Annotated in this window: 27 protein-coding genes; 24 read left to right on the forward strand and 3 right to left on the reverse strand. The window is 51.8% G+C overall.

Annotated features, from left to right (window positions below; genetic code table 11):
• Positions 1–23: 23 nt before the first annotated feature.
• The 19 genes from E2980_RS02700 (at position 24) to yajC (ending at position 18,398) form a co-directional block, all read left to right on the forward strand.
• A complete protein-coding gene (locus E2980_RS02700; RefSeq protein ID WP_135150586.1) occupies positions 24–1,259 on the forward strand; it encodes an Rne/Rng family ribonuclease in 1,236 nt (411 codons plus the stop codon).
• Between the two features lie 191 nt (positions 1,260–1,450).
• Entirely contained in the window at positions 1,451–1,762 is a 312-nt protein-coding gene (rplU, locus tag E2980_RS02705) for a 50S ribosomal protein L21 (protein ID WP_135150587.1), read from the forward strand.
• A 14-nt stretch (positions 1,763–1,776) separates the two neighbouring features.
• Positions 1,777–2,121, forward strand: a complete 345-nt coding sequence (locus tag E2980_RS02710) for a ribosomal-processing cysteine protease Prp (RefSeq protein WP_135150588.1) — start codon at positions 1,777–1,779, stop codon at positions 2,119–2,121.
• Between the two features lie 4 nt (positions 2,122–2,125).
• Positions 2,126–2,437 (forward strand): 50S ribosomal protein L27, encoded by a 312-nt coding sequence (rpmA, locus tag E2980_RS02715; RefSeq protein ID WP_135150589.1) that lies wholly within the window; start codon positions 2,126–2,128, stop codon positions 2,435–2,437.
• 255 nt (positions 2,438–2,692) lie between these two features.
• On the forward strand, positions 2,693–3,451 hold the full coding sequence (locus E2980_RS02720; RefSeq protein WP_135150590.1) for a Spo0B domain-containing protein: 759 nt from the start codon (positions 2,693–2,695) through the stop codon (positions 3,449–3,451).
• A gap of 15 nt (positions 3,452–3,466) precedes the next feature.
• A complete protein-coding gene (gene obgE / locus E2980_RS02725; protein WP_135150591.1) occupies positions 3,467–4,804 on the forward strand; it encodes a GTPase ObgE in 1,338 nt (445 codons plus the stop codon).
• 138 nt (positions 4,805–4,942) lie between these two features.
• Positions 4,943–5,380, forward strand: coding sequence for an ACT domain-containing protein (locus E2980_RS02730; RefSeq protein ID WP_135150592.1), 438 nt, complete (start codon positions 4,943–4,945; stop codon positions 5,378–5,380).
• A 51-nt stretch (positions 5,381–5,431) separates the two neighbouring features.
• Entirely contained in the window at positions 5,432–6,718 is a 1,287-nt protein-coding gene (locus E2980_RS02735; RefSeq protein WP_135150593.1) for a homoserine dehydrogenase, read from the forward strand.
• A gap of 53 nt (positions 6,719–6,771) precedes the next feature.
• Positions 6,772–7,785 (forward strand): homoserine kinase, encoded by a 1,014-nt coding sequence (gene thrB / locus E2980_RS02740; RefSeq protein WP_135150594.1) that lies wholly within the window; start codon positions 6,772–6,774, stop codon positions 7,783–7,785.
• Positions 7,782–8,660 (forward strand): prephenate dehydratase, encoded by an 879-nt coding sequence (gene pheA, locus E2980_RS02745; RefSeq protein WP_135150595.1) that lies wholly within the window; start codon positions 7,782–7,784, stop codon positions 8,658–8,660. Before thrB ends, pheA begins: the two co-directional genes overlap by 4 nt.
• Positions 8,661–8,827: 167 nt before the next feature.
• The gene (locus tag E2980_RS02750) at positions 8,828–10,372 is read left to right on the forward strand and encodes a LysM peptidoglycan-binding domain-containing protein (protein WP_135150596.1); all 1,545 of its coding nucleotides are present in this window, start codon (positions 8,828–8,830) and stop codon (positions 10,370–10,372) included.
• Between the two features lie 64 nt (positions 10,373–10,436).
• A complete protein-coding gene (locus tag E2980_RS02755) occupies positions 10,437–11,132 on the forward strand; it encodes a BofC C-terminal domain-containing protein (protein WP_135150597.1) in 696 nt (231 codons plus the stop codon).
• A 246-nt stretch (positions 11,133–11,378) separates the two neighbouring features.
• The gene (ruvC, locus tag E2980_RS02760; RefSeq protein ID WP_135150598.1) at positions 11,379–11,879 is read left to right on the forward strand and encodes a crossover junction endodeoxyribonuclease RuvC; all 501 of its coding nucleotides are present in this window, start codon (positions 11,379–11,381) and stop codon (positions 11,877–11,879) included.
• Positions 11,879–12,496, forward strand: a complete 618-nt coding sequence (gene ruvA, locus E2980_RS02765; RefSeq protein ID WP_135150599.1) for a Holliday junction branch migration protein RuvA — start codon at positions 11,879–11,881, stop codon at positions 12,494–12,496. Before ruvC ends, ruvA begins: the two co-directional genes overlap by 1 nt.
• A 27-nt stretch (positions 12,497–12,523) precedes the next feature.
• Entirely contained in the window at positions 12,524–13,534 is a 1,011-nt protein-coding gene (ruvB, locus tag E2980_RS02770) for a Holliday junction branch migration DNA helicase RuvB (RefSeq protein WP_135150600.1), read from the forward strand.
• A 32-nt stretch (positions 13,535–13,566) separates the two neighbouring features.
• Positions 13,567–15,696 (forward strand): SpoIID/LytB domain-containing protein, encoded by a 2,130-nt coding sequence (locus E2980_RS02775; protein WP_167746948.1) that lies wholly within the window; start codon positions 13,567–13,569, stop codon positions 15,694–15,696.
• Positions 15,697–15,698: 2 nt separating this feature from the next.
• The gene (gene queA / locus E2980_RS02780) at positions 15,699–16,745 is read left to right on the forward strand and encodes a tRNA preQ1(34) S-adenosylmethionine ribosyltransferase-isomerase QueA (protein WP_135150602.1); all 1,047 of its coding nucleotides are present in this window, start codon (positions 15,699–15,701) and stop codon (positions 16,743–16,745) included.
• 184 nt (positions 16,746–16,929) lie between these two features.
• Positions 16,930–18,063 carry a tRNA guanosine(34) transglycosylase Tgt gene (gene tgt / locus E2980_RS02785; RefSeq protein WP_135150603.1) on the forward strand — a complete coding sequence of 378 codons (1,134 nt, stop codon included), beginning with the start codon at positions 16,930–16,932 and terminating at the stop codon, positions 18,061–18,063.
• Between the two features lie 17 nt (positions 18,064–18,080).
• The gene (yajC, locus tag E2980_RS02790) at positions 18,081–18,398 is read left to right on the forward strand and encodes a preprotein translocase subunit YajC (RefSeq protein ID WP_135150604.1); all 318 of its coding nucleotides are present in this window, start codon (positions 18,081–18,083) and stop codon (positions 18,396–18,398) included.
• Between the two features lie 79 nt (positions 18,399–18,477).
• Here the strand turns inward: yajC and E2980_RS02795 are convergent, their stop codons facing one another.
• Together E2980_RS02795 and E2980_RS02800 are read right to left on the reverse strand one after the other, a co-directional pair.
• Positions 18,478–19,335 (reverse strand): phosphatase PAP2 family protein, encoded by an 858-nt coding sequence (locus E2980_RS02795; protein ID WP_135150605.1) that lies wholly within the window; start codon positions 19,333–19,335, stop codon positions 18,478–18,480.
• Positions 19,336–19,408: 73 nt separating this feature from the next.
• Positions 19,409–19,807 carry a TIGR04086 family membrane protein gene (locus E2980_RS02800; protein ID WP_135150606.1) on the reverse strand — a complete coding sequence of 133 codons (399 nt, stop codon included), beginning with the start codon at positions 19,805–19,807 and terminating at the stop codon, positions 19,409–19,411.
• Positions 19,808–20,029: 222 nt separating this feature from the next.
• On the opposite strand from E2980_RS02800, the gene E2980_RS02805 reads away from it, so the two are divergent.
• Positions 20,030–20,764, forward strand: a complete 735-nt coding sequence (locus tag E2980_RS02805) for a YetF domain-containing protein (RefSeq protein WP_135150607.1) — start codon at positions 20,030–20,032, stop codon at positions 20,762–20,764.
• A 13-nt stretch (positions 20,765–20,777) separates the two neighbouring features.
• Here E2980_RS02805 and spoVB read toward each other — a convergent pair whose 3' ends face one another.
• Positions 20,778–22,370, reverse strand: a complete 1,593-nt coding sequence (spoVB, locus tag E2980_RS02810) for a stage V sporulation protein B (RefSeq protein ID WP_338080598.1) — start codon at positions 22,368–22,370, stop codon at positions 20,778–20,780.
• Positions 22,371–22,524: 154 nt separating this feature from the next.
• Here spoVB and E2980_RS02815 point away from each other — a divergent pair, with 154 nt between their 5' ends.
• From E2980_RS02815 to E2980_RS02830, 4 genes are all read left to right on the forward strand, one after another.
• Positions 22,525–22,833 carry a post-transcriptional regulator gene (locus E2980_RS02815; RefSeq protein ID WP_338080600.1) on the forward strand — a complete coding sequence of 103 codons (309 nt, stop codon included), beginning with the start codon at positions 22,525–22,527 and terminating at the stop codon, positions 22,831–22,833.
• Positions 22,834–22,942: 109 nt separating this feature from the next.
• Entirely contained in the window at positions 22,943–24,217 is a 1,275-nt protein-coding gene (secD, locus tag E2980_RS24545) for a protein translocase subunit SecD (RefSeq protein WP_135150608.1), read from the forward strand.
• A complete protein-coding gene (gene secF / locus E2980_RS24550; RefSeq protein WP_135150609.1) occupies positions 24,207–25,115 on the forward strand; it encodes a protein translocase subunit SecF in 909 nt (302 codons plus the stop codon). The genes secD and secF overlap by 11 nt, the downstream gene beginning before the upstream one ends.
• 29 nt (positions 25,116–25,144) lie before the next feature.
• Positions 25,145–26,080, forward strand: a complete 936-nt coding sequence (locus E2980_RS02830; RefSeq protein ID WP_240702849.1) for a cation diffusion facilitator family transporter — start codon at positions 25,145–25,147, stop codon at positions 26,078–26,080.
• Positions 26,081–26,150 lie beyond the last annotated feature (70 nt).

Below are 26,150 nucleotides of genomic sequence, written 5' to 3' on the forward strand. Positions count from 1 at the left end.
ATAGCACCTTGCGGGAGGTTTGCATGAAGCAGCTGTTTATCCATTGTTCGCAAAATGTTACCCAGTCGGCACTTATGGAAGACGGGAGGCTAACGGAGTTCAGCGTCGAACGGACGGAAGGAACATCGCTGATCGGCAATCTCTACAAGGGGCAAGTCGTGAACGTTCTACCGGGCATGCAAGCCGCCTTTGTCGATATCGGACTGTCAAAGAATGCGTTTCTGTACGTGGACGATGCCTTGCACCCCCATCTGGACAAACAGCCTAAGGTGAAGCCTGCGATAACCGACCTGTTGAAACCGGGAGACGAGCTGCTTGTGCAGATCATGAAGGAGGCGCTCGGAGGAAAAGGGGCCAGGGTGACCACCCATTACTCCATACCCGGCAGGTGGCTCGTTTACATGCCCCATGCGGATTATATCGGAATATCCAAGAAAATCGAATCGGAGTTGGAGCGAATTCGGTTGAAGACCTTGGCGGAAGCGATGCGCATGGAAGGGGAAGGCGTCATTCTTCGAACGAACGCCGAAGGGGAAAGCCGGGAGGCGCTTGAAGAGGATTTCAATACGTTGCGTCTGGCATGGCAGAATATCCTCGGAAGAAGCGAACTTTCGGTTGCGCCATCGGAACTGCATCGGGATTCCGGCCTAGTGGAGCGAATGGTACGAGATGTCATTACTCCCGATACGGAGCAATTGATTATCGATGACGATATTAGCTTTCAAGAAGCTAAAACCTATTTGCGGCAGACGGCGCCCGCGTTGGAGGAGAAGGTTCGGCTGTACACCGAGACCAAGCCCTTATTCGATCATTACGGTATCAAGGAGCAGCTGGACAAGGCATTTCACTCGAGAATATGGCTGCCTAGCGGCGGTTACCTCGTCTGGGAGCAGACGGAAGCATTGACGGTCATAGACGTCAACACCGGGAAGTTTACCGGTTCCATCGACTTGGAGGAGACGGTATTCCAGACCAATAAGGAAGCCGCGGATGAAGTCGCCCGGCTGCTCAGGCTGCGCGATGTCGGAGGAATTATCATCGTTGATTTTATCGATATGGAGACGGATGAGCATCGACATCAAATCGTTCAGCTCTTGGAGACGAGGATCAAACGGGATCGCACCAAATGCCAAGTCGTGGGCTGGACCCGATTGGGCTTGATGGAGATGACCCGCAAGAAGGCGCGCGAGAACGCGATGAATTACTTCTACGAAACATGCGCCTCCTGTAAAGGCAAGGGCAAGATCTATATAAGATAGGCTTTTTTCTTAAAAAAATATTGTATTCCCGATCCGAATATGATATAATCCCATAGTGCGTGCAATCTGAAGATTTTGCAGGCTACAACCGCTCTCCACCGGGTCGACAAGACCGGCGCTGTCCTGGCTGATTTACGCTGCGACAACCGGCACCCTATGAGGCGAGTCTTAGACATGAGGAGGTGCACCAGATGTACGCGATTATTGAAACCGGCGGTAAACAGTACAAAGTTCAAGCAGGCGACGTGATTTTCATTGAAAAGCTTGCCGCTAACGCAGGAGAAAACATTACGTTTGACCGCGTATTGGCCGTTTCCAAGGACGGCAGCTTGACGACAGGATCCCCAATCTTGTCCGGCGCGTCAGTAACGGGCAAAGTTGAGCAACACGTGAAAGGCGAGAAAATTATCGTCTTCAAGTACAAGCCAAAGAAAAACTACAAGCGCAAGCAAGGCCATCGTCAACCGTACACGAAAGTGACGATCGAGAACATTTTGGCATAAGCGAGGCCGCCGAGATGATCACAATAACGATCGTGCGCAACGTTGAGAAGGCTATTATAAGTTTTACCGTAACGGGACATGCGTTTTACAACGATCCTGGCAAAGACATCGTCTGCGCCGGCGTATCGGCGGTAACGATAGGAGCGGTTAACGCGATCGAGAAATTGACGGGGCTTGCGCCTCGGGCGATATCGGAATCTGGCTTGCTCCAGGCGGAAACACCGCAAAGCACGGATCCCATGCGGAACGATCAAGTCCAGCTCTTGCTGGAGGGAATGATCGCCGCACTCGAGTCCATTGTGGAATCTTACGGCAAGTACGTGAAAATAAAAGAAACCTTTGAAAAAAAAGGAGGTTGACACCATGTTGAAGTTAGATCTTCAGTTATTCGCCTCGAAAAAAGGGGTTGGATCGACGAGGAACGGACGGGACAGCCACTCCAAGCGTCTAGGCGCTAAGAGAGCTGACGGCCAAGTCGTAACAGCTGGCAGCATCTTGTTCCGCCAACGCGGCACTAAGATTCATCCAGGCACCAACGTTGGAATCGGCAAAGACGATACGCTCTTCGCATTAGTGCCAGGCGTAGTTAAGTTCGAACGTTGGGGACGCGATCGCAAGAAAGTAAGCGTTTATCCAGTAGCGAAAGCTCCTGTAGCTGCCGCTCTTGAAGTTTAATACGGCATCCAGAACCCCGGCCAATGAAAGTTGGTCGGGGTTTTTGCATGGTGATTCAGAAAGTATAAAATTTGCTATACTTTTCTGAATCACCTCGATAAAAACGACATTCTCTGTCCAAAGGACGGCGAAGTCGTTTTTACTTGATCGAAGCCGTTCATGGTTAAGCTGCCGTCGCCATGTTATACTATATAGTGGACAGGCGGTTTCCGCTTGGGAAAGTATGGAACAACGAAAACGGGACGGGGAAGTCACATGATGTTGAGGAAATGGACACTGTGGGGACTTGTAGCTTTGTTATCGTTAACCCTGCCTGCTGCCGCGGTATTGATATGGCGCGAATCGTGGTGGCCGTTAATCGTTTTCGTCCTTTGGACGTTCACGGTCGGAGCAACGATCGTCCTGCTGGAGAGGCGCAAGCACAGGGAACATAGCGGAAGATTACTTACGCACGCACAAGTATCGGCCATTCGAACGTTAAGCCATCACCGGCACGACTGGATGAACGATTTGCAAATCCTCTACGGATATCTACGGCTCAAGAAGATTGATAAAGCAGTCGATGTTGTGGATAGAATAAGAGCGCGCATGGAGCACGATAGCAAGGTGTCGCAGATCGGTATACCGGAGCTTGCCACATTCCTGTTGTCGTTTCGCGCCGTATGCGACACGATACGTTTGGACGTAGAAATTCAGGACGGCCTTCATCTAGATCGGCTCCCCTACGAGACCGAGGCTCTGTCTAAGGCTGTCATCGGATTGGTGAACGTGATCCGGTTTCGGGCGGTAAGTCCGCTGTCCGGAGAGAATGTATTAAGGCTTAGCTTATTTCATAACGACGGATCTCTTAAGATCATCATGTCATATGAAGGCGAGCTGGCCGCTGCCGACAGCGTGATCGCGGAATTAGAACAGTGTATACATGGAATTGGGCAAGTAGATCAGGGAGAAGAGCCGGAAGAGAAATCGCATCATGCGCGGACAATGGTCATCCATTTCCCTCTGCCGGCATAACGGAGTGATTTCATCATGTTTGTGGATAAAGCGAAGATTTATGTTAAAGGCGGAGATGGCGGAGACGGACTCGTTTCCTTCCGCAGGGAGTTATACGTACCGGAGGGCGGGCCTGCCGGCGGAGACGGCGGTAACGGCGGTAACGTAATCTTTCGCGTGGACGAAGGCTTGCGTACGCTGATGGATTTCCGGTATCAGAAGCATTTCAAAGCGGATAGGGGCGAGAAGGGACGCAATAAGTCCCAACATGGCGCCAATGCGGAGCATATGATCGTTCGCGTACCGCCCGGAACGGTCGTCGTGGATGACGATACGGGCGAGAAGATCGCCGATTTGACCCGTCACGACCAACAGGTCGTCATTGCCAAGGGCGGCCGAGGCGGTAGAGGCAACATTCGATTCAAGAGCTCCGTGAATACCGCGCCCGCCATTGCCGAGAACGGCGAAGAGGGTCAGGCTCGTTGGGTAACCCTAGAGCTTAAAGTTATGGCCGATGTTGGCTTGGTCGGATTCCCGAGCGTCGGGAAATCAACCTTGCTGTCGGTCGTATCCGGTGCCCAACCGAAGATCGGCGCGTATCACTTCACGACGATCACGCCTAACTTAGGCGTCGTGGACTTGGGTGACGAGCGAAGCTTCGTCATGGCCGATTTACCGGGTTTGATCGAAGGCGCCCATACGGGCGTCGGTCTTGGACACGAGTTTCTCAGGCATGTAGAACGCACGCGGATTATCGTTCACGTCGTAGACATGTCGGGCATGGAAGGACGCGATCCTTTCGAGGACTGGGTGAAAATCAACGACGAGCTCAAACTATATAACATCAAGCTGGCCGATCGTCCGCAGATTGTAGCGGCCAATAAAATGGATATGCCGGATTCGGAAGAGAATCTTGCGGAATTCCGTAAGAACGTCGGCGAAATCGCTCCGGACATCCTGATCATGCCGATATCCTCGCTAACGAGAGAGGGCATCAAGGAACTGCTTTATCGGGTGGCAGACCTGCTCGACTCGCTTCCCGAGCCCTCGGAGATCGAAGAGATCGAGAAGCAAGCCAAGGCGGAGGAAGGCGTCGTCTATCGTTACGAATCCAAGGGCGATTTGGATTTCACGATCACAAGGGACAACGAGACCTTCGTTATCGAGAGTGAAAATATCGAAAGATTAATGAGGAAGACTCAATTCAATTCCTACGAAGCGGTAGTTCGGTTCGGACGGATATTGCGCGGGGCAGGAATCGACGAAGCGCTTCGTAAGCGCGGGGCAAAGGACGGGAGCCCTATCCGCATCGGTAAATTCGAATTCGAGTTTTTCGAAGGCGGCTCCGACGATTACTTGTACGACGACAAATAATCGGCCCGACAAAAACCAGTCTCCTTTTACCAAGGGACTGGTTTTTTCGATATTAACATTTACCTATTGCCGCTTGACTTCCAATTCGATATAATGTCCACTATACACAAACACTCGTCTTTCCTGGGAGGACGCAAAATGACGGAGCGTTATTATGTCGTCCGCGAGGATTTGCTGCCGGAAGGCATACTTAAGACGGAGCAAGCGAAGGAGCTATTGCGGAGGGGCGAAGCGGGAACGATTCATGAAGCCGCAGAACGAGTGGGCCTAAGCCGGAGCGCGTATTATAAATATAAAGACGGCGTCTATTCCCTTGAGCAAGCTTCGCGGGAATCCATCGCCACGTTATCGATGGACTTGGAGCACCGCTCGGGCGTATTGTCGAAGGTGCTTGGTTTGCTGGCGGCAAGCGAGGGAAATGTACTGACGATCTCTCAGTCCATACCGCTTCAAGGAATGGCAAACGTCGTCGTTTCCATCGATACGTCGGTCATTAACGGGGCTCTACCGGAGCTTCTGGAGAAGCTTCGTTCATTGGATGGCGTTAAACGCACAACCGTAGTCGGGCGCAGTTGAAATCCATTTTGAAAGCATTGGGACAGGACAGCTGGAAGCGGAGGAATAATGATGAAGCCAATAAAAGTAGGATTGCTAGGATTAGGTACAGTCGGTACGGGCGTCGTAAGAATCGTTGAAGGCCATCAAGAGGATTTGTCCAATCAAGTGGGTTCTCCCATTATGATTTCCCAAATATTAGTTAAAGATCGCGCCAAAGGGCGTAATATACCGGTTGAGGGTTCCAAGCTTACGGAAGATCCATGGGAAGTCGTGCGCAACCCGGATATCGACGTCATCGTTGAAGTAATGGGCGGCATCGCACAAACGAAGGAATACATTCTGGAGGCGCTGGAGCGGGGCAAACATGTCGTAACGGCCAATAAGGATCTAATGGCACTGCACGGACCGGAGATTCTCGAAAAAGCCCGCGCCAAAGGTTGCGACGTGTTATACGAAGCGAGCGTGGCAGGAGGAATTCCGATCATTCGTACGCTTATCGAAGGTTTCTCTTCCGATCGGATCACGAAGATCATGGGGATCGTCAACGGGACCACCAACTATATCTTGACCAAAATGAGCCAAGAAGGAGCGGCTTACTCGGACGTCCTAAAGGAAGCGCAAGAGCTCGGTTATGCGGAAGCCGATCCGACATCGGACGTGGAAGGGCTTGACGCGGCTCGTAAAATGACGATTCTATCTACGCTGGGATTCAGGAGTAACGTCTCCCTGGACAACGTGAGCACTAAGGGGATCAGCAGCGTCACTCAAGAAGATATTCAGTATGCCAAACATCTTGGTTATGCCGTGAAGCTTCTGGGTATCGCCGAGCGACAAGATGACTACATCAGCGTAAGCGTTCAGCCGACTATGATCAAGCAAAGCCATCCGATTGCATCCGTAAACGGCGTGTTCAACGCGGTATACGTGCATGGCGAAGCCGTTGGAGAAACGATGTTCTACGGAGCGGGCGCAGGCGAGATGCCAACGGCGACTTCCGTCGTCGCGGATCTGGTTGCGGTAGTCAAGAATATGAAGCTTGGGGTGAACGGCCGCCAAGCCCAGCTATCTTACAATGTCGTAAAGTTGAAGACGGACGAGCAAATCGCTTCGAAGTTCTTTCTGTTGCTGCACGTGGAAGATCGTGCGGGCGTACTGGCGCAAATCGCCCAAGTGTTCTCCAATCGCGATGTCAGCATCGAGTCCGTTATGCAGCCTTCTACGCCGAATATGTCAAGCACGGAAATCATCATTATCACGCACGATGCCAGCAAAGCGGCGATGAACAACGTTCTGAACGACTTCGAAAGCTTATCCGCCGTTCGTAAAATCAAAAGCGTGTACCGCGTAGAAGGCTGAATTTATCCTTCTTCATTTGTGAATATTGATTAACGGATTAAAGGAGCTTTGTTATGCATTTTGGAAAAGAGGCTAAGGAAGCGACCGGACGCGTAGTCGTTAAGGTACCCGCAAGCACGGCAAATCTCGGTCCGGGTTTCGATTCTCTAGGTATGGCTTTGTCGCTGTATTCCTGGATCAGCATGACGCCCGCGGAATCGACCCGGATTATTCTCGTTGGCGACAATCTGGAAGGCATTTCCCAAGATAAAACCAACTTGGTATATGTCGTAGCTCAGGCCGTATTCGAAAAAGCGGGAGTCCGGATTCCCGAGCTTGAGATCGGCATTAGAAGCGATATCCCGCTTACGAGGGGATTGGGGAGCAGCGCTTCGGCAATCGTAGGAGCGCTCGTAGCGGCTAATTCCATGATTGGTAACGCACTAACCGAGGATGAGCTGTTCCAAATGGCAACGGCATTGGAGAAGCATCCGGATAATGTTGGAGCGTCTTTATACGGAGGAATTATCGCGGCAGCTTGGGATGGCGCTAGGGCGGAATACGTTCGTATAGAGCCGCCATCCGGGATGGACGTATTGGTTGCTATTCCGGAGTTCGAGCTGTCCACGAAGAAGGCCCGGAACGTACTTCCGGACCGCATCTCGATGGAAGACGCGGTATTCAACGTCACGCATAGCTCCTTGCTAACCGCGGCGCTAGCTTCCGGACGACTGGATTTATTGGCTCATGCGATGAGGGACCGCCTTCACCAGCCTTACCGTGCCGCGCTGATTCCGGGCATGGAGAAGATTCTGCTGGAAGCGACTGAGCATGGAGCTCTTGGAGCGGTGCTCTCCGGCGCGGGACCAACCATATTGCTGCTTGCTAGGTCCGGGGATTCTAACAACGAAAAATTGGTCGCTTTCGTAGAGGAGGTTATGGCCAGCGAAGGGGTCGCCGTTACGACCCGATGGCTTACGCCATGCTTGCAAGGACCGCAGGTTCAGCTGGTGGGGGAGAACGATCCCGAGTTTAACTTGGAACCTCATCAAATCCTGAGCAATGCGAAAGTGGAGGTAGGCGCATGACTAAACGCAAATCCGTAGCTCTGTTGCCTCAAGGTACGGTTTCCGACGAAGCGATACGCTATTTTTTTCGCAACGAAGACGTGGAATTCGTCTATTGCAAGATGATCGCCGACGTTTTCCAATCGACGGCTAAGGGCCGTACGGATTGGAGCGTGATTCCGATCGAGAATACGATAGACGGCTCCGTTAGCCTGCATATCGATTGGCTTGTCCATGAAGTGGACTTGCCCATCCGGGCGGAGTGGGTATTCCCGTCGATCCAGAATCTGATCGGTTCGGCAAGCGAACTGGCGGGTGATGACGGCAGTTGGGATCCGAGCAAGATCGTAAAGGTCATGAGCCACCCCGTGGCAATGGCGCAATGCTTGCAATTCGTCCGATCCAAGCTTCCGCATGCGGAGTTGGAGACTCTTGGCAGCACGGCTGAAGCCGTTCAGATGGTCAAGAACAATCCAGGCAAAGGTTGGGCGGCATTCGGCACGCGATTAGCCGCTTCCGATATGGAATTGGATGTTCTGGAGTCGGGCGTTACCGATCATGACAATAACTTCACGCGGTTTCTTCTCGTGGGGAACACGCACTACGAGAAAGCGGATGCTCCGCTCCGGAAGACAAGCATTCTCATCACGCTTCCGGAGGACTACCCGGGAGCGCTTCATCAAGTGCTGTCCGCATTCGCTTGGCGTCGCATTAATCTCTCGAAAATCGAGTCGCGTCCAACCAAGAAGAAGCTTGGGAGCTACTATTTTTATATCGATATCGAGCTTTCGTTAGATACCGTTCTTCTGCCCGCTGCCCTTGCCGAAATCGAGGCGATCGGATGCCAGGTTCGCTTGTTGGGGTCTTACCCAAGCATACCTTACGAATCGAAATGAACTAACATTTCTAAGCATATAGCGAATCGGAAATCCGGCATGCCCAAGGGCTGCCGGATTTTTATCATTATGGGATGTCAAATGCCCATTCCCTGCATAGGATGTAAAGATTGCGCGGGGGCATTCGCCCGCTCGTGAGCTATGTCAATCCATCAGGAGGGAACGGCGTGAAGATCCATATGGTTAAGCAAGGGGATACGCTGTATTTGATCGCCAAGAAATACAATGTACCGCTGGAGGAGATCATTAAGGCAAATCCGGATATCGGCAATCCAGACGCGATCGAAGTGGGCATGAAGGTGAAAATCCCGTCTCAAACGAAATCGACGCTAGAGGTCATCCATCACCATATCGTGCAACAAGGCGATACTCTGTGGAAGTTGTCCAAGGCTTGGGGAATTCAGCTAGCCGATATGATCAAGGCAAATCCTCAGCTCAAGAACCCGAACGCCCTGCTAACGGGCGAAGTGGTCAATATTCCGAAAACGGAGAGCGGGACGAATCCGGTCGGGAACATGCAAGGGGATTCCGTACAGGGTATAGGTATGCACGGCAAAGCCAACACGGGTATTAAGCCGGGAACGGGCATTAAGGCAGATACCGGAGTGCAACCGTTGGCAACGCCAGTTCCACCCCCTGTTGCGCCTATCGTGCTACCAGCTCCGACTCCGGCACCTCCGCCACCGGCTCCGCCAGTTCCACCGGCTCTCGTCATGCCGATACCCGAGAAACCGATCCACGGCATCGAGAAGCTTGAGCATGCTGACTTATTCAAGCCATACCCGATGCCTGCTGTTCAGGCTGCGGCAAATAAGGAAATGCCTTACGAATACGGAATGCAACATCAGCAGCCTATGCCCGGAATCGATCCGGCGTATAGTAGTTATGGGTACGGTTATGGCTCTCAACAGCCAACGGTCAGTCCAGAAACGTCCAATGCTGCTTACGGATACGGCCACGGTCATGACCATGGATACGGCCACGGTCATGACCATGGATATGGCCACGGTTACGGACATCAACCGGTCATATCGCCATTAGGCGGTACTATCGGAGGTGACTTGGGCGGTTTGTACGGGCATCATGATTATTCCTATAGCCCTCCTAACGGCCAGGAGAACTTACCGGGATTAATGCCCAGCGGCAAGCCTGCTTCAGGCTGCAAAACTTGCGGAGGACAGCAGGTATGGCCGGCTTCGTATGAAGCAAACGCAAATGCAGCTCATTATGGAGAGACCTATCCGGAGATGAGTTATTCCTCCGACAGATTTCCCTATGGCGTTTCTCCTTACGCTGCCGGACCTTATCCCGCAGGTCCCTATGCGATCTCTCCACAAGCGGTCAGCGCCTATGGAGGTTATCCAGGCACGCAAGCAAAGCCTTATTATGGCATGCCCATGGGGGATATCCCTTTAGACTTTAAATCAGTAGCCGAGGGTTTCCCGGGAGCGGGCGTTGGTTATCATCCCGATCATTATTATGGAGGGTTAGGAGCAATCCCGCCAATTCCGACGATGCCTCCGTTGCCTCCGTTGCCGCCGCTTGGACCGTTGAGAGAAAATGACGAGCAACGTTCGGATAGCGGAGAGGAAGAACTCACGATTAAATCCGCCTCCCCGAAGAAGCGGCAAGCAAAGCCGAAGCCTAAACTCGCGTCGGTCAGAGTAAGCAAGCCGAAGCGCAAGGAAAGCCTTCCATGGATGAAATGGTAAAATAAGCGCATATCACCGGAATTCCCAGGCAACAATAGAGAAAAAAGCAGAGAAGGGGATTCCGGTGTCTCGCTTTCGCATCCTTAAGGAAATCAAGAAATCGTTAAAGAGAAAACGCCGACATGTCTGGTCGCTTGGCGCGGGCGTCGCGTTCTTTATTCTAGCCGCGTTGGTCGGCACCTGGCTTGCCCATAGGGTTGTCTCTTCCAATCCTTCGCAGGTCTTCTTGCCTATGGATTCCTCCGCCGTATGGCGGGACAACCCATCCTCGGCGACAGGAGCGTCATCGCGGGATAGAACGCTCCATATCTTAAAGGAGCGTAAGGGTCAGATGGAGGTTGTGCTTCACCGTACTTATCTGTGCGGGGAAGAGACGCGGCATTTAGGTACTCACAAGGCGTCTGAAGCTGAAGATCTTCTTCGATCCCATCGGGAGTGGGGGGCGAGTATCGACTCTGCGGGGAGATTGTTGATGGAGGAATCAATCGACGACTTATCGCCCCAATGCCGTAAAACCGCTTATATGGGAATGGATAAGGATGGAAACTTATCCTTGTACGACGGTCCGCCATGGGAGGAGAAGGTGATTAGGACCTTCTTTCAACTGGACGTGGATATGCTCGAATCCCGTTTGACCGAGGAACGCGTTCGAGAGCTATCGAAGGGTATCCGCGTGTCGGACAAGGATGAGTATAATAGCGTATTGTCCACGTTCAACGAATTTGCCAGCATGAGATCTCAAGCAATCGTGCGGGAGTAAAATAAAATAAATCCGCGAGGAAGGGCGTCCGGATGGACGTCCTTATTTGACGATTCAGAATGTATAAAATTACGCTATTCATTTCTGAATCGTCTCCGACATAAACCTATGCCGCCATCCCAAGGACGGCGACAGCCGTTTATGCTTGTGATTTCCTATTTGTTCTCCTTCTGTTCTCATGGGGGGTAACATTTGGTATAATTAAAAGAATTGTATTGTAATAGAGTAGAGCGGGGGTTCGTTTTCATGAGAGTGCTAGGAATCGACCCTGGTATAGCGATTATGGGATTCGGTTTTATCGACAAGAACGGGCATAAATTGACGCCCGTCCAATACGGTTGCATCGAGACGGCTGCCGGAACGCCTCAGGAAGTGAGGTTGAAACAAATCTACGAATCCGTTTGCAGCTTGCTAGACCAGTATAAGCCCGATACCGTCGCGGTCGAGAAGCTTTTCTTCAACAAGAACGTAACGAACGCGTTCAGCGTCGGACAGGCCCGCGGAGTATTTATGTTGGCTGCGGCTCAGCGGGGATTGCCCATCGCGGAATACACTCCGATGCAGGTTAAGCAAGCCGTGGTAGGTTATGGAGCGGCAGAGAAAAGACAAGTCCAGGAAATGGTCAAAATGTTGCTTAAGCTGTCTGCCATACCGAAGCCGGACGATGTAGCCGATGCGCTCGCCGTGGCGATCTGCCACGCCCATTCCATTGTCCTTAACGACCGAATGAACGGAGTGTTGCGCTAATGATCGATTATTTGCGGGGAAAAGTCGCTCATTTGGAGAGCGAATACGTAGTGCTTGACGTTCGCGATGTGGGGTACCGGGTATTCACGCCGAATCCTTATGGGTTGGCACGTACCGAAGATCCTGTGCAATTGTATATCTATCATCATGTTCGCGAGGATGCCATTCACCTGTTCGGTTTTACAACTAGGGACGAGCAAGCTTTGTTTCGCAGATTGCTGGAGGTTTCGGGGATCGGCCCCAAAGTCGCGTTAGGAGTGCTTGCGGGCGGACGGCCTGAAGCGGTCGTGGCGGCGATTCAGCAAGAAAATATTACTTACTTGACGAAATTGCCGGGAATCGGCAGGAAGACGGCTCAACGAATGATACTAGACCTGAAGGACAAGTTAGGAGCCATTGACAGCCGGTGGGCAGCCGCATCGCTGGTAGAACATGAGGTTCCGGCGATTGCGGATAGCAGCTCGGCTTGGGCAGCGGCGCGCGAAGCATTAACAGGCCTAGGTTATCGGGATGCCGAACTGGATAAAGCATGGCATGCGTTAAAGGATAACGTAACCGGAGAGGAATCCCCGGATGTACTCATCAAGAAGGCGTTGCAGCAATTGTTTCAAGGATAAGAGGTAAGCGGGAAGGAGGCCGGAATAATGGATGAAGACCGTATCGTCACCGCGCACTTGATGATGGAAGACCAAGCGGTGGAATACAGCCTGCGCCCTCGTTATTTGGCAGAATATATCGGCCAAGCGCAAGTAAAGGATAATCTGAAGATTTACATAGAAGCAGCCAAGATGCGGCGCGAACCGTTAGATCATGTACTCCTATACGGCCCTCCCGGACTGGGGAAAACGACGTTATCCAATATTATCGCGAACGAGCTTGGCGTTAGTATTCGGACGACGAGCGGTCCGGCTATCGAGCGGCCGGGAGATCTTGCCGCGATTCTTACGAACCTGCAAGAGAACGATGTCCTGTTCATCGACGAGATCCACCGGCTGCATCGGACCGTCGAAGAAGTTCTCTACCCGGCAATGGAAGATTTCGCTTTGGACTTTATCATCGGCAAAGGACCGAGCGCCCGTTCCGTGCGCCTTGACTTGCCTAAGTTCACGTTAATCGGCGCCACCACGCGGGCGGGATTACTGTCCGCGCCGCTAAGGGATCGATTCGGAGTCGTTAGCCGGTTGGAGTTCTATACGGAGGACGAGCTGTCCTACATCGTGACGCGTACCGCGGAGATCTTCGGAGTCGGCATGGTCGGGGAAGCTTCCAGGGAGATCGCCAGGCGAGCCCGGGGAACGCCGCGAATCGCGAACCGGCTATTGAAGCGGGTACGCGATCACGCGCAAGTCAGAGGGGACGGAATTATTACGGATGCCGTCGCCCACGATGCGTTAGAGAGAATTCAAGTGGATCCGATGGGGCTGGATAGCATCGACCATAAAATGCTTCGCTCCATGATTCAGAATTATGGCGGAAGGCCGGTCGGGTTAGATACGATCGCGGCTTCCATCGGAGAAGAGAGTCAGACGATCGAAGACGTCTACGAGCCGTACCTGATGCAAATCGGGTTCTTACAGAGGACGCCGAGAGGTAGGATTGTTACGGCTGCCGCTTATCGACATTTAGGGCTTCCCGTTCCAGAGTTGAACGGATAATCAAGCTACCCGACCTGATGGAGGAGAATTCGATGACCCCACATGCTAAGCGCGCTTATTCCCGACTATTTCTGTTTATTGTACTCATTGCCGCAATCGTCTCCAGCTCATCCCGAATCATAGTCCATGCAGCGGTTAAGGTGCCGGATACGATAAGAGTCGCTTTTTTTATTAACTTAGGCGCGAACAAGTATCAATTACTGACTTCGGCCGCGACATTGCAATCAGCGGGAGGTTTGAATCTGGTGTGGCGCGATCCTAAGGTCAGCCTGCCGGCCGGAAGCATACCCGCAGGTCAAAGCGTTAGATTCGCGATGGATGGTTATCGCGTGCTCATTCTGGAAACCGCGGAGCTTAACGCCGCCATTTCCGTGCTCAAGAAGGTACAGGCTTCTTCCTCGGCCGCATTCGTCACGCAGCTGTCCAAGAACGGAAAAACGGTCTATCAAGTAACGGAGGGAAATTATTCGAGCGCCGCCGGAGCGAACTCCGCATTGACGAAATGGACGAACGCCGGGGTCGCTTCGGGAATTCAGACCTTGCTCAGTCCACGAATCGCGGGACCGTGGGCCGTGGAAGCGGGACCTTATGCTAGCGTAGCCGAAGCCAAAGCTACTGCGGACCAGATCGGGAACTCTTCTGGGTTAGATGCCTTCCCAGCTCTTAAACCTATCGACGGCACATTGAATTACGTCGTCCGGATCGGTCAGGAAACCGATTCTTCCGTGCTTGCCGCGGTGCAGCAAGCGGCTTCAGCAGCTGGTGCATTGAACGTTCGCGTTCCTGCCGCGGGCGAGCCCTACGCTGCGATTCGCAACGACATGACTTATAACGGAAGCGCTAATAAACCAGTTCCACTTTATGCTATCCCATCGGGCGCTGGCGCGGTTTTAAGGGCGGAGCCTGCAGGAGCGGGAGGCATACAGCTCATCGAGCGCAGCAAAAGGACGTACCGCGGCAACATGGAAATGAGCGTGCTGAATCAATCGCTTGCCGTCGTTAACGAAGTTGACTTCGAACAGTATCTGTACTCCGTCGTCGGTGCGGAAATCGGCTCGAAATGGCCGATTGAAGCCCAGAAAGCACAAGCCGTCGCGGCTCGATCCTATGCGCTCTCATCAGGGATGGGATATCAAATCGCTCATGTCGTGGATACGACGCTGAGCCAGGCTTATTACGGAATCGGGTACGAGAACGCAAACGCCACGGCTGGCGTAAACCAGACCGCCGGAGAAGTATTGACGATGGGCGGCAAAGCCGTAAAGGCGGTTTTCAGCTCGAATTCCGGAGGCATCACGGCAGACAGTAAAATCGAAATTTGGGGCGGAGATAATTCTTATCTGGCTTCGGCCGTGCCAAGTCCAGACGAAGGTCCTCAGAATGGACGTCTGGATTGGTATCACGTAGCGCTTCCTTCGGGTCAAGCAGGCTATATCCGTTCCGATCTGCTGGCAGACAGCGGTCAGGATCATGCGAACGGGGCGAAGCTTCTTCGGGTAACCGGAGATGGAACGGCCGTCCGTTCAAGCCCGCGCGTGGTCTCGACGGTCGAACCGATTGCCAGGATCGGCAGCGGAACGCTGGTAGTCGAGCTTGGAAAAGTAGCCGAGTATTCCGATTATAGTTGGATCGAGGCACCGATGACTCCCGAGCAACTGCTCGCTTCAATAAATAAACGCGCGAAAAATGACATCACCGGACCTTTGCTGACGTTAGAGGTGTCCAAAACGGGCCCATCCGGTCGGGCGACGGAAATCAAGGCAAACGGAATCGCCGTCAACGTAGGAGTTCCAGATAATTTGCGCGGAGCGCTGAACGGATTAAAAAGTACTTTGATCAACATCGAGGAAACGGGCCGCTTCACGATCTTGAATGGCAGCGAAGAACAGAGAGAGATTCACGGTCAGACAGGATCCCTGCATGTCATCGGCGGAGACGGCCAGGCGGAAGCTATTTCGGGTCCGAATCTTTATATCATGGACGGCAACGGCCAATTGCGCGCGGCTACCTCCACGCCGAAATTCGTGATCTCGGGCAAAGGCTTCGGGCATGGGGTCGGAATGTCGCAATGGGGTGCCAAAGCGCTTGCCGAGCAGGGGTATGACTACCAATACATCCTGAAATACTATTACAAGAACGTGCTGATCGAAAAGGATGCCTAAATATGAACGTTAGCGATTATGATTTTGATTTACCGGAGTCTCTGATTGCCCAGACTCCACTTCTGGAAAGAACATCTTCCCGGCTGCTCGTGTTGGATCGAAGAAATGGGAAAATCGAGCATCGCGCTTTTACGGATTTGGCCGATTACCTGAACCCGGGAGATACACTCGTGTTGAATGACACGAGGGTACTCCCGGCGCGTCTGTTCGGCGTTAAGGCGGATACGGGGGCTAAGGTAGAGCTATTGCTTCTGAAAAGAATAGAAGGGGATCGTTGGGAAGCGCTAGTGAAGCCCGGAAAAAGGGTCCACACGGGCGCAAGGCTCAACTTCGGGTCCTCGGAGGATGCCTCCCCGTTGCTATCCGCTATTGTCGAGGACGAGGGCGAAATGGGAGCGCGGACGATACGATTCGAGTATAAGGGCATCTTTAATGAGTTGCTGGATCGCCTCGGACAAATGCCGCTTCCTCCTTATATTAAAGAAAGCTTATCCGACCGGGAGCGATATCAAACCGTCTATTCCCGTAACGAAGGATCGGCAGCCGCTCCTACGGCCGGGTTGCATTTCACGGATTCGTTCTTAGAACGCCTTCAGGCGAACGGAGTAAAGCTTTGTCCTATCACCCTTCATGTAGGACTGGGCACTTTCCGTCCCGTCTCCGTCAACAAGATCGAAGAACACGAGATGCATTCGGAGTGGTACTCCGTCAGCGAGGAAAGCGCAAAGCTGCTTAACGAAGCCAGGGCAAGCGGCGGTAGGATCGTCGCCGTCGGCACGACGTCGGCCAGAACGCTCGAAACCGTTGGGCAGAGATTTCAAGACCAATCGATCGAAGCCTGCAGCGGATGGACGAACATCTTCATCTATCCAGGTTACGAGTTCACTATGGCGAATGCGTTGTTGACCAACTTTCATCTCCCGAAATCCACTTTAGTCATGCTAGTAAGCGCCCTCGCCGGACGCGATAACGTCCTGAACGCCTACCAAGAAGCCATCGCCCATCAATACCGCTTCTTCAGCTTCGGAGATGCGATGTTTATTACTTAAAATAATCACTTCAACAATCGTGGAGGAAGGAGGAAAAGGGTGGGTACGGAGAGTTTACGTCCGCCTTTAAAATCGAGTTGTGACCGCTCAATAAATTCAAAACAACTCGATTTTAACCAGCGGCGGAGTACCAACCCTTTTCCGAATGACGATCTCCGATTGTTAACCTGAGAGGACCACGACAATGGCAGTCAAATACGAACTACTCAAAACCTGCGCCCAAACAGGCGCAAGGCTCGGCAGGCTTCACACGCCGCACGGCGTTATCGATACGCCTACCTTCATGCCCGTTGGCACGCAAGCTTCCGTCAAGGGGATGAGCCCCGAGGAACTGAAATCCTTAAACGCGCAAATCATCCTAAGCAATACTTATCACCTGTTCCTGCGACCGGGGCACGAGCTGGTTAAAGAAGCGGGCGGATTGCACAAGTTCATGAACTGGGATCGTCCGATCCTGACGGATAGCGGCGGATTCCAAGTATTCTCGTTAAGCGAGATGCGCAAGATCACCGAGCAGGGAGTGGAATTCCGTTCGCACATCAACGGCGACAAGCTTTCGCTGACGCCGGAGAGCGCAACCCAAGTACAAAATGCGCTCGGAGCCGATATTATCATGGCATTCGACGAATGCCCGCCTTACCCCGCGGAATATGAATACGTGAAGCAATCGACCGAGAGGACAAGCCGTTGGGCCGAAAGATGCCTGCAAGCGCATGGACGTCCGCATGACCAGGCGCTGTTCGGTATCGTCCAAGGCGGCATGCACAAGGATTTGCGCAAGCAAAGCGCTTTGGATTTGACTTCCCTTGATTTTCCGGGGTATGCTATGGGTGGACTGAGCGTAGGCGAGCCTAAGCATCTCATGTACGAAATGTTGGAAGAGACCATCCATTTGCTGCCTAGCGACAAGCCCAGATACTTAATGGGAGTCGGCTCACCGGATGCGCTTCTTGACGGAAGCATTCGCGGGGTGGACATGTTCGATTGCGTGCTTCCGACACGGATTGCCCGCAACGGAACTTTAATGACTAGTCAAGGGCGAATGGTCGTCCGCAACGCCAAGTACACCAGCGATTTCGGTCCTCTGGACCCGGAATGTACCTGTTATGCATGCCGGAATTATTCCCGAGCCTATATCCGCCACCTGATTAAAGCGGACGAGATGTTCGGACTCCGCTTGACGACCATACATAACTTGCATTTCCTTGTTAATCTCATGGCTCAGGTGCGGGATGCGATTCGGGAAGACAGGCTGGGGACTTTCCGCGACCAGTTTTTCGAGAAATACGGAATGGCTCACAACGATAGCGGTTTTTAAGAGAGGGGGGAAAACAGATGTGGTTAGCAGAAACGGCTAACGGCGGCGGAAATCTACTGTATACGCTGGCACCTTTTATTCTGATGTTTGCCATTTTTTATTTCCTGCTGATTCGTCCTCAGCAAAAGAAGCAAAAGCAGCGCGGCTCCATGCTGAACGCCTTGAAGAAAGGCGATAAGGTAACGACTGTAGGAGGCATGCACGGAACGATTGCCGAGATTACGGACGATACCATCGTGCTCAAGGTCAATGACGTGACAAAGCTAACGTTCGATAGGTCTTCCATTAACAACGTAACGGCGCGCTCTAACGAGAAGAGCGAAGCTGGAGAATAACGTAACGTTCATGAAAAAAGCCTTCCCGCCTCGGATTTCGTCCGCAGCAGGAAGGCTTTTTTTCGTTCGGATCAACATTTTAAGAACCAATCGGACGCGAGGCTTTGAGCTTGGCTTTGGCGTGATCGGTTACCCTGTCCAGAGCTGAATTCTCTGCCCATGCCCCTATCTTAAGTCCGATCGTCGTGGATAAGACCGCAAGGGAAACCCCCGCTGCCATATCGGTAAACCAATGTATGCCCATATAGAATATCGAGAAAATGATGACCGCCGCATTCACCCAAGTGAAGATCGCCCACCGGCGAATTCCGGATTTGGTAGCCAACAGAGCCACAGTTACTGAAATTGATGTATGTAGGCTAGGGAAGCAATTATTCAATCCCGAAAGCGAGCGATATTCCTGCTCGAAGGTTGGAAATGCGTCGAGCATAAGAAATTTGACTTGCGGATGGACGAACCATACCTCGTTCACGGGAACGAATAAGTAAAACGGAACGGCTAAGAAGTAGTTCATCAAGACGGCGATACATAAGGCGTAATAAAGCTTCATGTTCTTGTTGTGGGTGTAAATTCCGACCGATGCGATCATCGCGGCTTGAAAAAGGACCAAATAAAAAATCGCGCAGAAGGCTGTCAGGATATCCGATTGAAAATTCGTTTGAAGCCATACAGGCCAAGCACCTTCCCACCCGCTTAGAACGGGAGTAAGATCATACGGAACTTTGAGCCAGTTTTCCAATCGGAGCTCGTTTTTGTTGAGCAGAATAATGGCCATAACCGCAATGAAGAAAAGCAGGTATTTACGGGAGATAATCAATGACTTCAGGAATGCCCATGTCGCCGCGAAAGGCTGTCTACCCGTGCCGAAAGCGATAAGGAGGCCGACGGCGATTACCGTGGAGATCGATACGGTCGACATATTTTGGAACAAAATCATGACGCTCCTCCTGTATGGCATCTGATCATGAATTCCGACTTATTATAGCACATTATCCGAAATGCTAATCTTTTTACCGGGAACTGGTTCCCGCATTCACGCCGAGCATGCCGCCGAACGCCCCCGTTAAACATGTAATTAACAGCAGAATAGGCACGGTCGAAGTCCAGTTGGCATCGGTGGCGAGAAAGCTGATCATCAGCAATAGCAACGTGTAAAGCAAACCGTTCGCCATTCCGAAATACCACCCTCTCCTTCCCGACCGCTTGGCCGAAACGAAGCCGCCGGCGAGCGAAGCGCAGCCATGTACCCCGAAGACCCATGGAAGCATGTTATGTTCGCTGAGCGAAGAGCCCATAAGCATAACGGAGAGTACAATGGCGCCGATAGCTAGCCATATTCCCGACCAATATAAACCTGAAGCAACGGGTGAAGCATTACGTAATCCGAATACGCGGGAAAGTGAATTCAAAGAAAATCACTCCTTTAGGAATAACTCGTTTGTATCAGCTTATGGCGACAGCTCGCAACCTAGTACAGGCTAACTCGAAACCGCATGGAGGAATGACTCGAAGGACGGGATTACCAAATTTTCCGCATGGATAGTGGGAATGAGCGCCTGAGTACACGGTGACACTAGAAGTCCAAGCTACTCAACCGGTCGCATGGCACTCGCAAACTCGGAGGGGAGATCATGGAACTGACAGTGATATTGCTTAGGACAATGTTAATGTATGTCTTCATATTCCTGATATTGAGATTGATGGGCAAGCGCGAGATCGGCAAGCTCTCGGTGTTCGACTTAGTTATTTCCATCATGATCGCGGAAATCGCTGTCATCGTCATTGAGTCGACGGAGAAAAACATGTTGCTGGCCATTGGACCGATTCTGCTCCTCGTCTTGACTCAAATCGGAGTTGCTTTCTTTACGATGAAGAACAGGAAGCTGCGGTTGCTTTTCGATGGCAAACCAAGCGTCTTTATTCGCGACGGTCTTATAAACCGCAAAGAAATGTATAAGCAAAGGTATAACTTGGATGATCTTATGCTTCAGCTCCGCGAAAACCAAGTATCCGATATCGGAGATGTCGAGCTGGCTGTATTGGAATCCACAGGGAAACTCTCCGTTATTATGAAGGATCATCAAAGCCGGAATGGAGAAGGATCCATAAGAAGCGGGCACAACGAAAGCACGACTGGCAGCGAATATGACAAGGTAAACCATGATAGCGGCGTGAAAATTCGGTACGAGCTCCTGCCTGTTGCTTTAATTTTGGATGGACAAGTGCAGGACGACAATTTGGAAAAGCTGGGCAAAACCCGGTTTTGGCTGAAGAGCGAGCTGCGGAATTATGAGGTGGAACATTTTAAGCAAGTATTTTTTTGCAGCATCGATCATAAAGGCAAGCTTTACGTGGACAAAAAATAACAACGGATGAACGTTACGACGGTTTTCTCGGGAGAAACAAGCGTCCTAAAATGGGAACCCGAGCCGCATCGTGACGGTCAATCAGTTTTAGCAATATAAGCAAGAGCAAATAGATTACGATAGCGACGAAGCTTGCGATGACCAAGTTTAAGCTGCTTTGTCCGAGCGGATCGATATTCCAAATCCATAGCGCAACTGCGCTCATGATGATCATGGCTACGGTTATCTTGAGAAAATCGAGCGGATACATCCGAAAGCCGGTAAACCGCGCCACGCTAATCCAATGCAGCAGAGTCACCAGAACCATGTTGACGCTTATGGCGATGACGGCACCCAGAATTCCGAAATGGGGATTGGTTGCTAATTGGGCGATTAAGATGAGCTTGATGGCGGCTCCGGCGAAAGTATTAAATAATGCGGTGCCCGGTCGATTCAGAGCCTGCAAAGCGGCTTGCAATGGCGCTTGCATATAGAGGAATATGGCCAGCGGCGCCATCCACCGGAGCATGTCCGCCATGGAATCGTTCCCGTACAGCAAGGTGCAAATGGGGCCGGCAAGCAGACCCATCAGCACGACGAAAGGAGCTCCCGTTACGACCGCCAATCTCATGGATTGATGCAACCGGATGTGGATCGTCGCCCAATCACCCCGCGACGCGGCCTCCGATAGAGAAGGAACAAGGGAAACGGCTAGCGAGTACGTTAATGCGCCCGGAAGCAACAACAACGGGATAACCATTCCCTGCAAGGCTCCATACTGCGCAGTAGCGCCGGCTGCCGCGATTCCCGCAATCGTTAAGCTTCTTACGGTAAGAATGGATTCTAGTAAATAAGAGAGCGATCCGATCATTTTGCTTCCGGTTACGGGAACGGCTGTATTCAACAGCTCCCGTAAATAACTTTTGCCGCGTCCGAAAGCTGCTTTTGTCATAAGATTTGCATGCTCTGGCAAGGTTTCCGAAGGCTTCTTCCGATCCCGCGCGAATTGGATCCATAGCACGATTAATCCCGCACATTCCCCCGCAACCATCCCTAATACTCCGCCGGCCGCGGCCATCGCCAGGCCGTAAGGAAGGAACATCCATGCGAAAAGCAAAGTTAGAATGATTCGAAATACGGTTTCGGCCGTCTGAGACAACGCGGTAGGAATCATATTCTGTTTCCCCTGGAAGTAACCTCGCCATACGGAAGACAAAGCGACGAGGGGGAGAACGGGGATCATGACGATAAACGCTGCGTGAACCCGCGAATCCGTCATGATTTTCGTGGCAATGAATTCCGATAGCCCATAACAAATTACCGCCGCAACCAGACTTATGGACAAAGACAGCCAAACGGCTATCTTTAATATTCGGCTAACGGCCCGTTGGTCATGCTTGGAATCCGCCTCCGCGACAAGCTTTGCCACGGCGAGAGGGATACCGCCCGCAATCAAGGTCAGCAAGACGATCGTGAACGGATACACGAGCTGAATGAGTCCGACCCCCTCCGCGCCGATCATCCGCGGCAAAGCGATGCGGGGGACGAACCCGAGAATTCGGTTCAAGAGACCGGCGGCCAGTAGAATCATGGCCCCCTGTATAAACGATTGTTTCCGCAAGCTCAATGGAATCCCTCTTCCCTCAGGTAGGTTAGTCCATATGTATGCGATGGTTGTCCTTCTTCATGCCATTGGCAGGAATTTGAACTTGAGTATCGAAACCATATAGAGCATCATAGGGAGCGACTCACATTCACCAAGGGCGGGAGGAAATTCACAGGTGGAAGAGCATGACGAAGGGTTACCGAATCTTAAGGATATCGACGCGGGCTCAGAGTCCGAAATGAGCGATGTAGAGATGAACGAGACGATCGAGTTGCTTTGTCTGAGCAAAGCGGAGGAATTCCATCTCATTGGATATGATCAGGTGACGGGAGCAGACGTGTGGGAATGCGTGAGCGATAAATACCACAAGAAAGGCACGCCGCCATTATATGAGGTAGTCAACGACATTTTGTCCCTTAAGGTGACGCAGTTCATGAACTTTATTACCTTAAGCATGTACAGAGGAGAAATTCGTAAAAGATAATCGAACGATGAGAGTCTTCTCCTAGCAGGGGAAGGCTTTCTTTTTGACTTCCATTTGATCGCGTAGGTATAATAGGAACATTGAGAATCGAAAGGGGATCGCAATAGAGATGAAACGAATAGTGGCTTTCGTGCTCGTTGTACTCGTTAGTTTCGGGATCATGGGAGCATTCACGCCCGGACTATTGAACGGAACGAAGCTTGGGCTCGACCTGAAAGGCGGAGTGGAAATTCTGTACGAGGCGTTTCCGTTAACGGAGGGCGGCGTCGTAACGAAAGAAGCTCTAATCCAAACCGCCAAGAGCTTGGAGAAGCGGGCCAACAAAACCAATGTGGCCGAGCCCGAAGTCACGACGGAAGGCAAAAACCGGATCCGTCTGAAAATCGCGGTATCTACCGGATCCACGGACAAAGAACGGGATGATGCGGTAGAGAAAATCCGCGATCTGATGAAGCGTCCCGCCGAATTGCAATTCCGAAGCGCGGAAGGTTGCGCGGATGGGTCCTATTGTAAATTAGAGCTTCTGGGAAGCGACTTTAAGGAGGGCGCCGCTAAGGTCGAGTTCGACAACTTAAGTCGTCCCTTGGTTCGCATAGAAGTGAATGATAAGAAAAAGCTTGCAGATGTATCTACCAAGCTGGTCAATAAAAACCTGGCCATCTATTTGGATGAAGATCTGATTTCCGATCCGGTCGTCCAACAACCATTAACCGATGGTACAGCGGTCATTAGCGGACAAGAAAACCGGGAAGAAGCGCAAAACCTAGCGGATATCATCAATCTTGGAGCGTTGCCTCTTAAGCTTACCGAGAAGTACACGCAAAGCGTCGGCGCTACGCTTGGTAAACAATCATTGAACGACACGCTATTCGCGGGCGTTCTAGCTTCCGTGCTTATTCTTATCTTCATGTTGGTTTTGTATCGCTTACCGGGGCTTGTGGCGAGTATCTGTCTTCTCGTGTTCGTGTGGGTGCTGCTAGGAGTGTTCTACTTGATGGGAGCAACCTTGACTCTGCCTGGAATCGCGGCGTTCGTACTCGGTATCGGGATTGCGGTCGATTCGAACATCATTACGGCCGAACGCATCAAGGACGAGCTTCGTACAGGCAAAACGATTACCTCCTCGCTTCGCGCAGGGGCTAAGAACAGCTTCCGGACGATTATCGATGCGCATATCACGACGCTAATCGCGGGATCGGTGCTGTATTTTATGGGACACGGTATCGTGAAGAGCTTTGCCGTCGTACTCATCGCGAGTATACTCGTGAACATCCTTACTAACGTGTTCTTGCCGCGTTATTTCCTTAACCTGCTCGTCAAGAGCGGATATTTCAACAAACCGTCCTATTACAGCGTGAAAGAGGGTGAAATCGATGCGCTCTAAACGTACCTTCGACTTCGTGAAGACCAGCCGTCGGTTTTTAATCATTTCCGCGATTATCACGCTCCTCGGTATCGTGATCGTAAGCATTTCCGGATTGAACTACGGCATTGATTTCAGTTCCGGAACATCAATGGATATCTCTACCAAGAAACCCGTTACCGAAGAGAAATTGAGAGCCTTTCTTGATGAACAGAAGATAGGTGAATATACGTTAACTACTGCGGAGAACCGTGATTCCATCCGTTTTAAAGAGGCGCTAAACGAAAACCAGGAAAAAGACTTCAAGGCCGCTTTCAGCGCACAAATCGATCCGGATGCATCTTATGAGATTAACATCGTCGACGTCGACATCGCGCGCGAACAACAGCAAAGCGCTCTAATAGGCATGGCCATTGCCTGCTTAGGTATCGTCATCTACGTTAGCATTCGTTTTGAATGGCGCTTCGCGATCTCGGCCGTAGTATCTCTGATCTATAGCGCGTTCTTCGTTATTACGATGTTTTCCATTTTCCGGCTGGAAGTGAATCTGCCTTTCATCCTTGCCGTTCTGACGATTATCGGTTACGCGATCAACGATACGGTCGTTATCTTCGACCGAATCAGGGAGAACCTGCGTTTTGCTAAAATCAAGACGGCGGCCGATCTGGACGCGCTAGTAAACAAGAGCGTTTGGCAGACGTTGTCGCGTTCGATTAATACGGTAATTACGGTACTTATCGCATCCGTTTGCTTGTTCATTTTCGGCAGCGAATCGATTAAGTTATTCTCGCTTGCGATGATTTTCGGTTTGGTGGCCGGAGCCTATTCTTCTATCTTCATTGCCAGCCAGCTCTGGTTGTACCTGAAGAAGAGACAGCCTATCAAGAAAGTAGCGGTTAAACCGCAAAGCACGCCTTAAGCAACAGGAAAGGAGTGGCTCTATTGGCTATGGAACAACGCTCCGTAACTGCTGAACGCGGCTCACTGGTTTCTCTGTGGGGGCTACTCGGCTTGTGTATCGTTAAAGGTTCCGTCGGTTGGTTAACGGGGAGCAAAGCCTTAATGGCCGATGCTTGCCAGTCGGCAGCCGATTGCGCGGGCACATTCACTTCTTATCTGGGAATACGCAAAGCGCGCGTTAACCCGAATGCGGCTAGTACTGTGCGGCATCAACCCGAGACGATAGCGGCCATCGTGTTATCGGCGATGCTGCTCGTAGCGGGAATCGAGATCGGGATTTCCTCGGCGCGATCGGTTGCGAACGGCGTCGACGAAGCTCCCGGTATCGGAGCCGTAGTTATCATCGTGGCAGGAATCGGCGTAAGAGAAGGACTTATCCGCTATCGACGCAGCCGAGATAGCCGCAGCGGCATTCGCGGAGATCGAGGCGGCGATAATCGTTCGGATATCTTCGCCTCGTTAACCGCTCTTGTCGGAACTTCGGGCGCGTTCGTTGGCGAGCTTTACGATATGCCATACCTATATGTCCTTGATCCAGCCGCTGGAATCGTCATATCGGTGTTCGTCGTCCGGATGGGTTACCGCATGACGGCAAGCGTCTTGCGCACTTCCGATCGTTACGCGTTGGATGAAGCGGACGCGCAATCCTTGCTTGAAGCCGTTCAGAGAATTGACGGCGTTGTCGCCGTTGACGAAGTGAAAGCCAGAGAGCATGGGCATTACGTTATATTGGACGTCGTGATTCGGGTTAACCCGAGAATCAGCGTGTTCGAGGGTCAGGATATCGCTCATCGCGTACGCCGCCAATTAACCAAACGATTCCTGCACGTTATGGATGCCAATGTCAAAGTGCAGCCCTATGACCCGGGATATCCTTATAAGTCTAATCATCATGAAGAAGAAATTACATCGCTTCTGCAATAGTGTTTATCGGTTGCATCAAAATTCAATCCGCCGTCAACCTGCCGGCGGATTTATTCTTGTCAGCGCTATA

Source organism: Cohnella luojiensis (assembly GCF_004564235.1).
In the GTDB taxonomy this organism is placed as follows: domain Bacteria; phylum Bacillota; class Bacilli; order Paenibacillales; family Paenibacillaceae; genus Cohnella; species Cohnella luojiensis.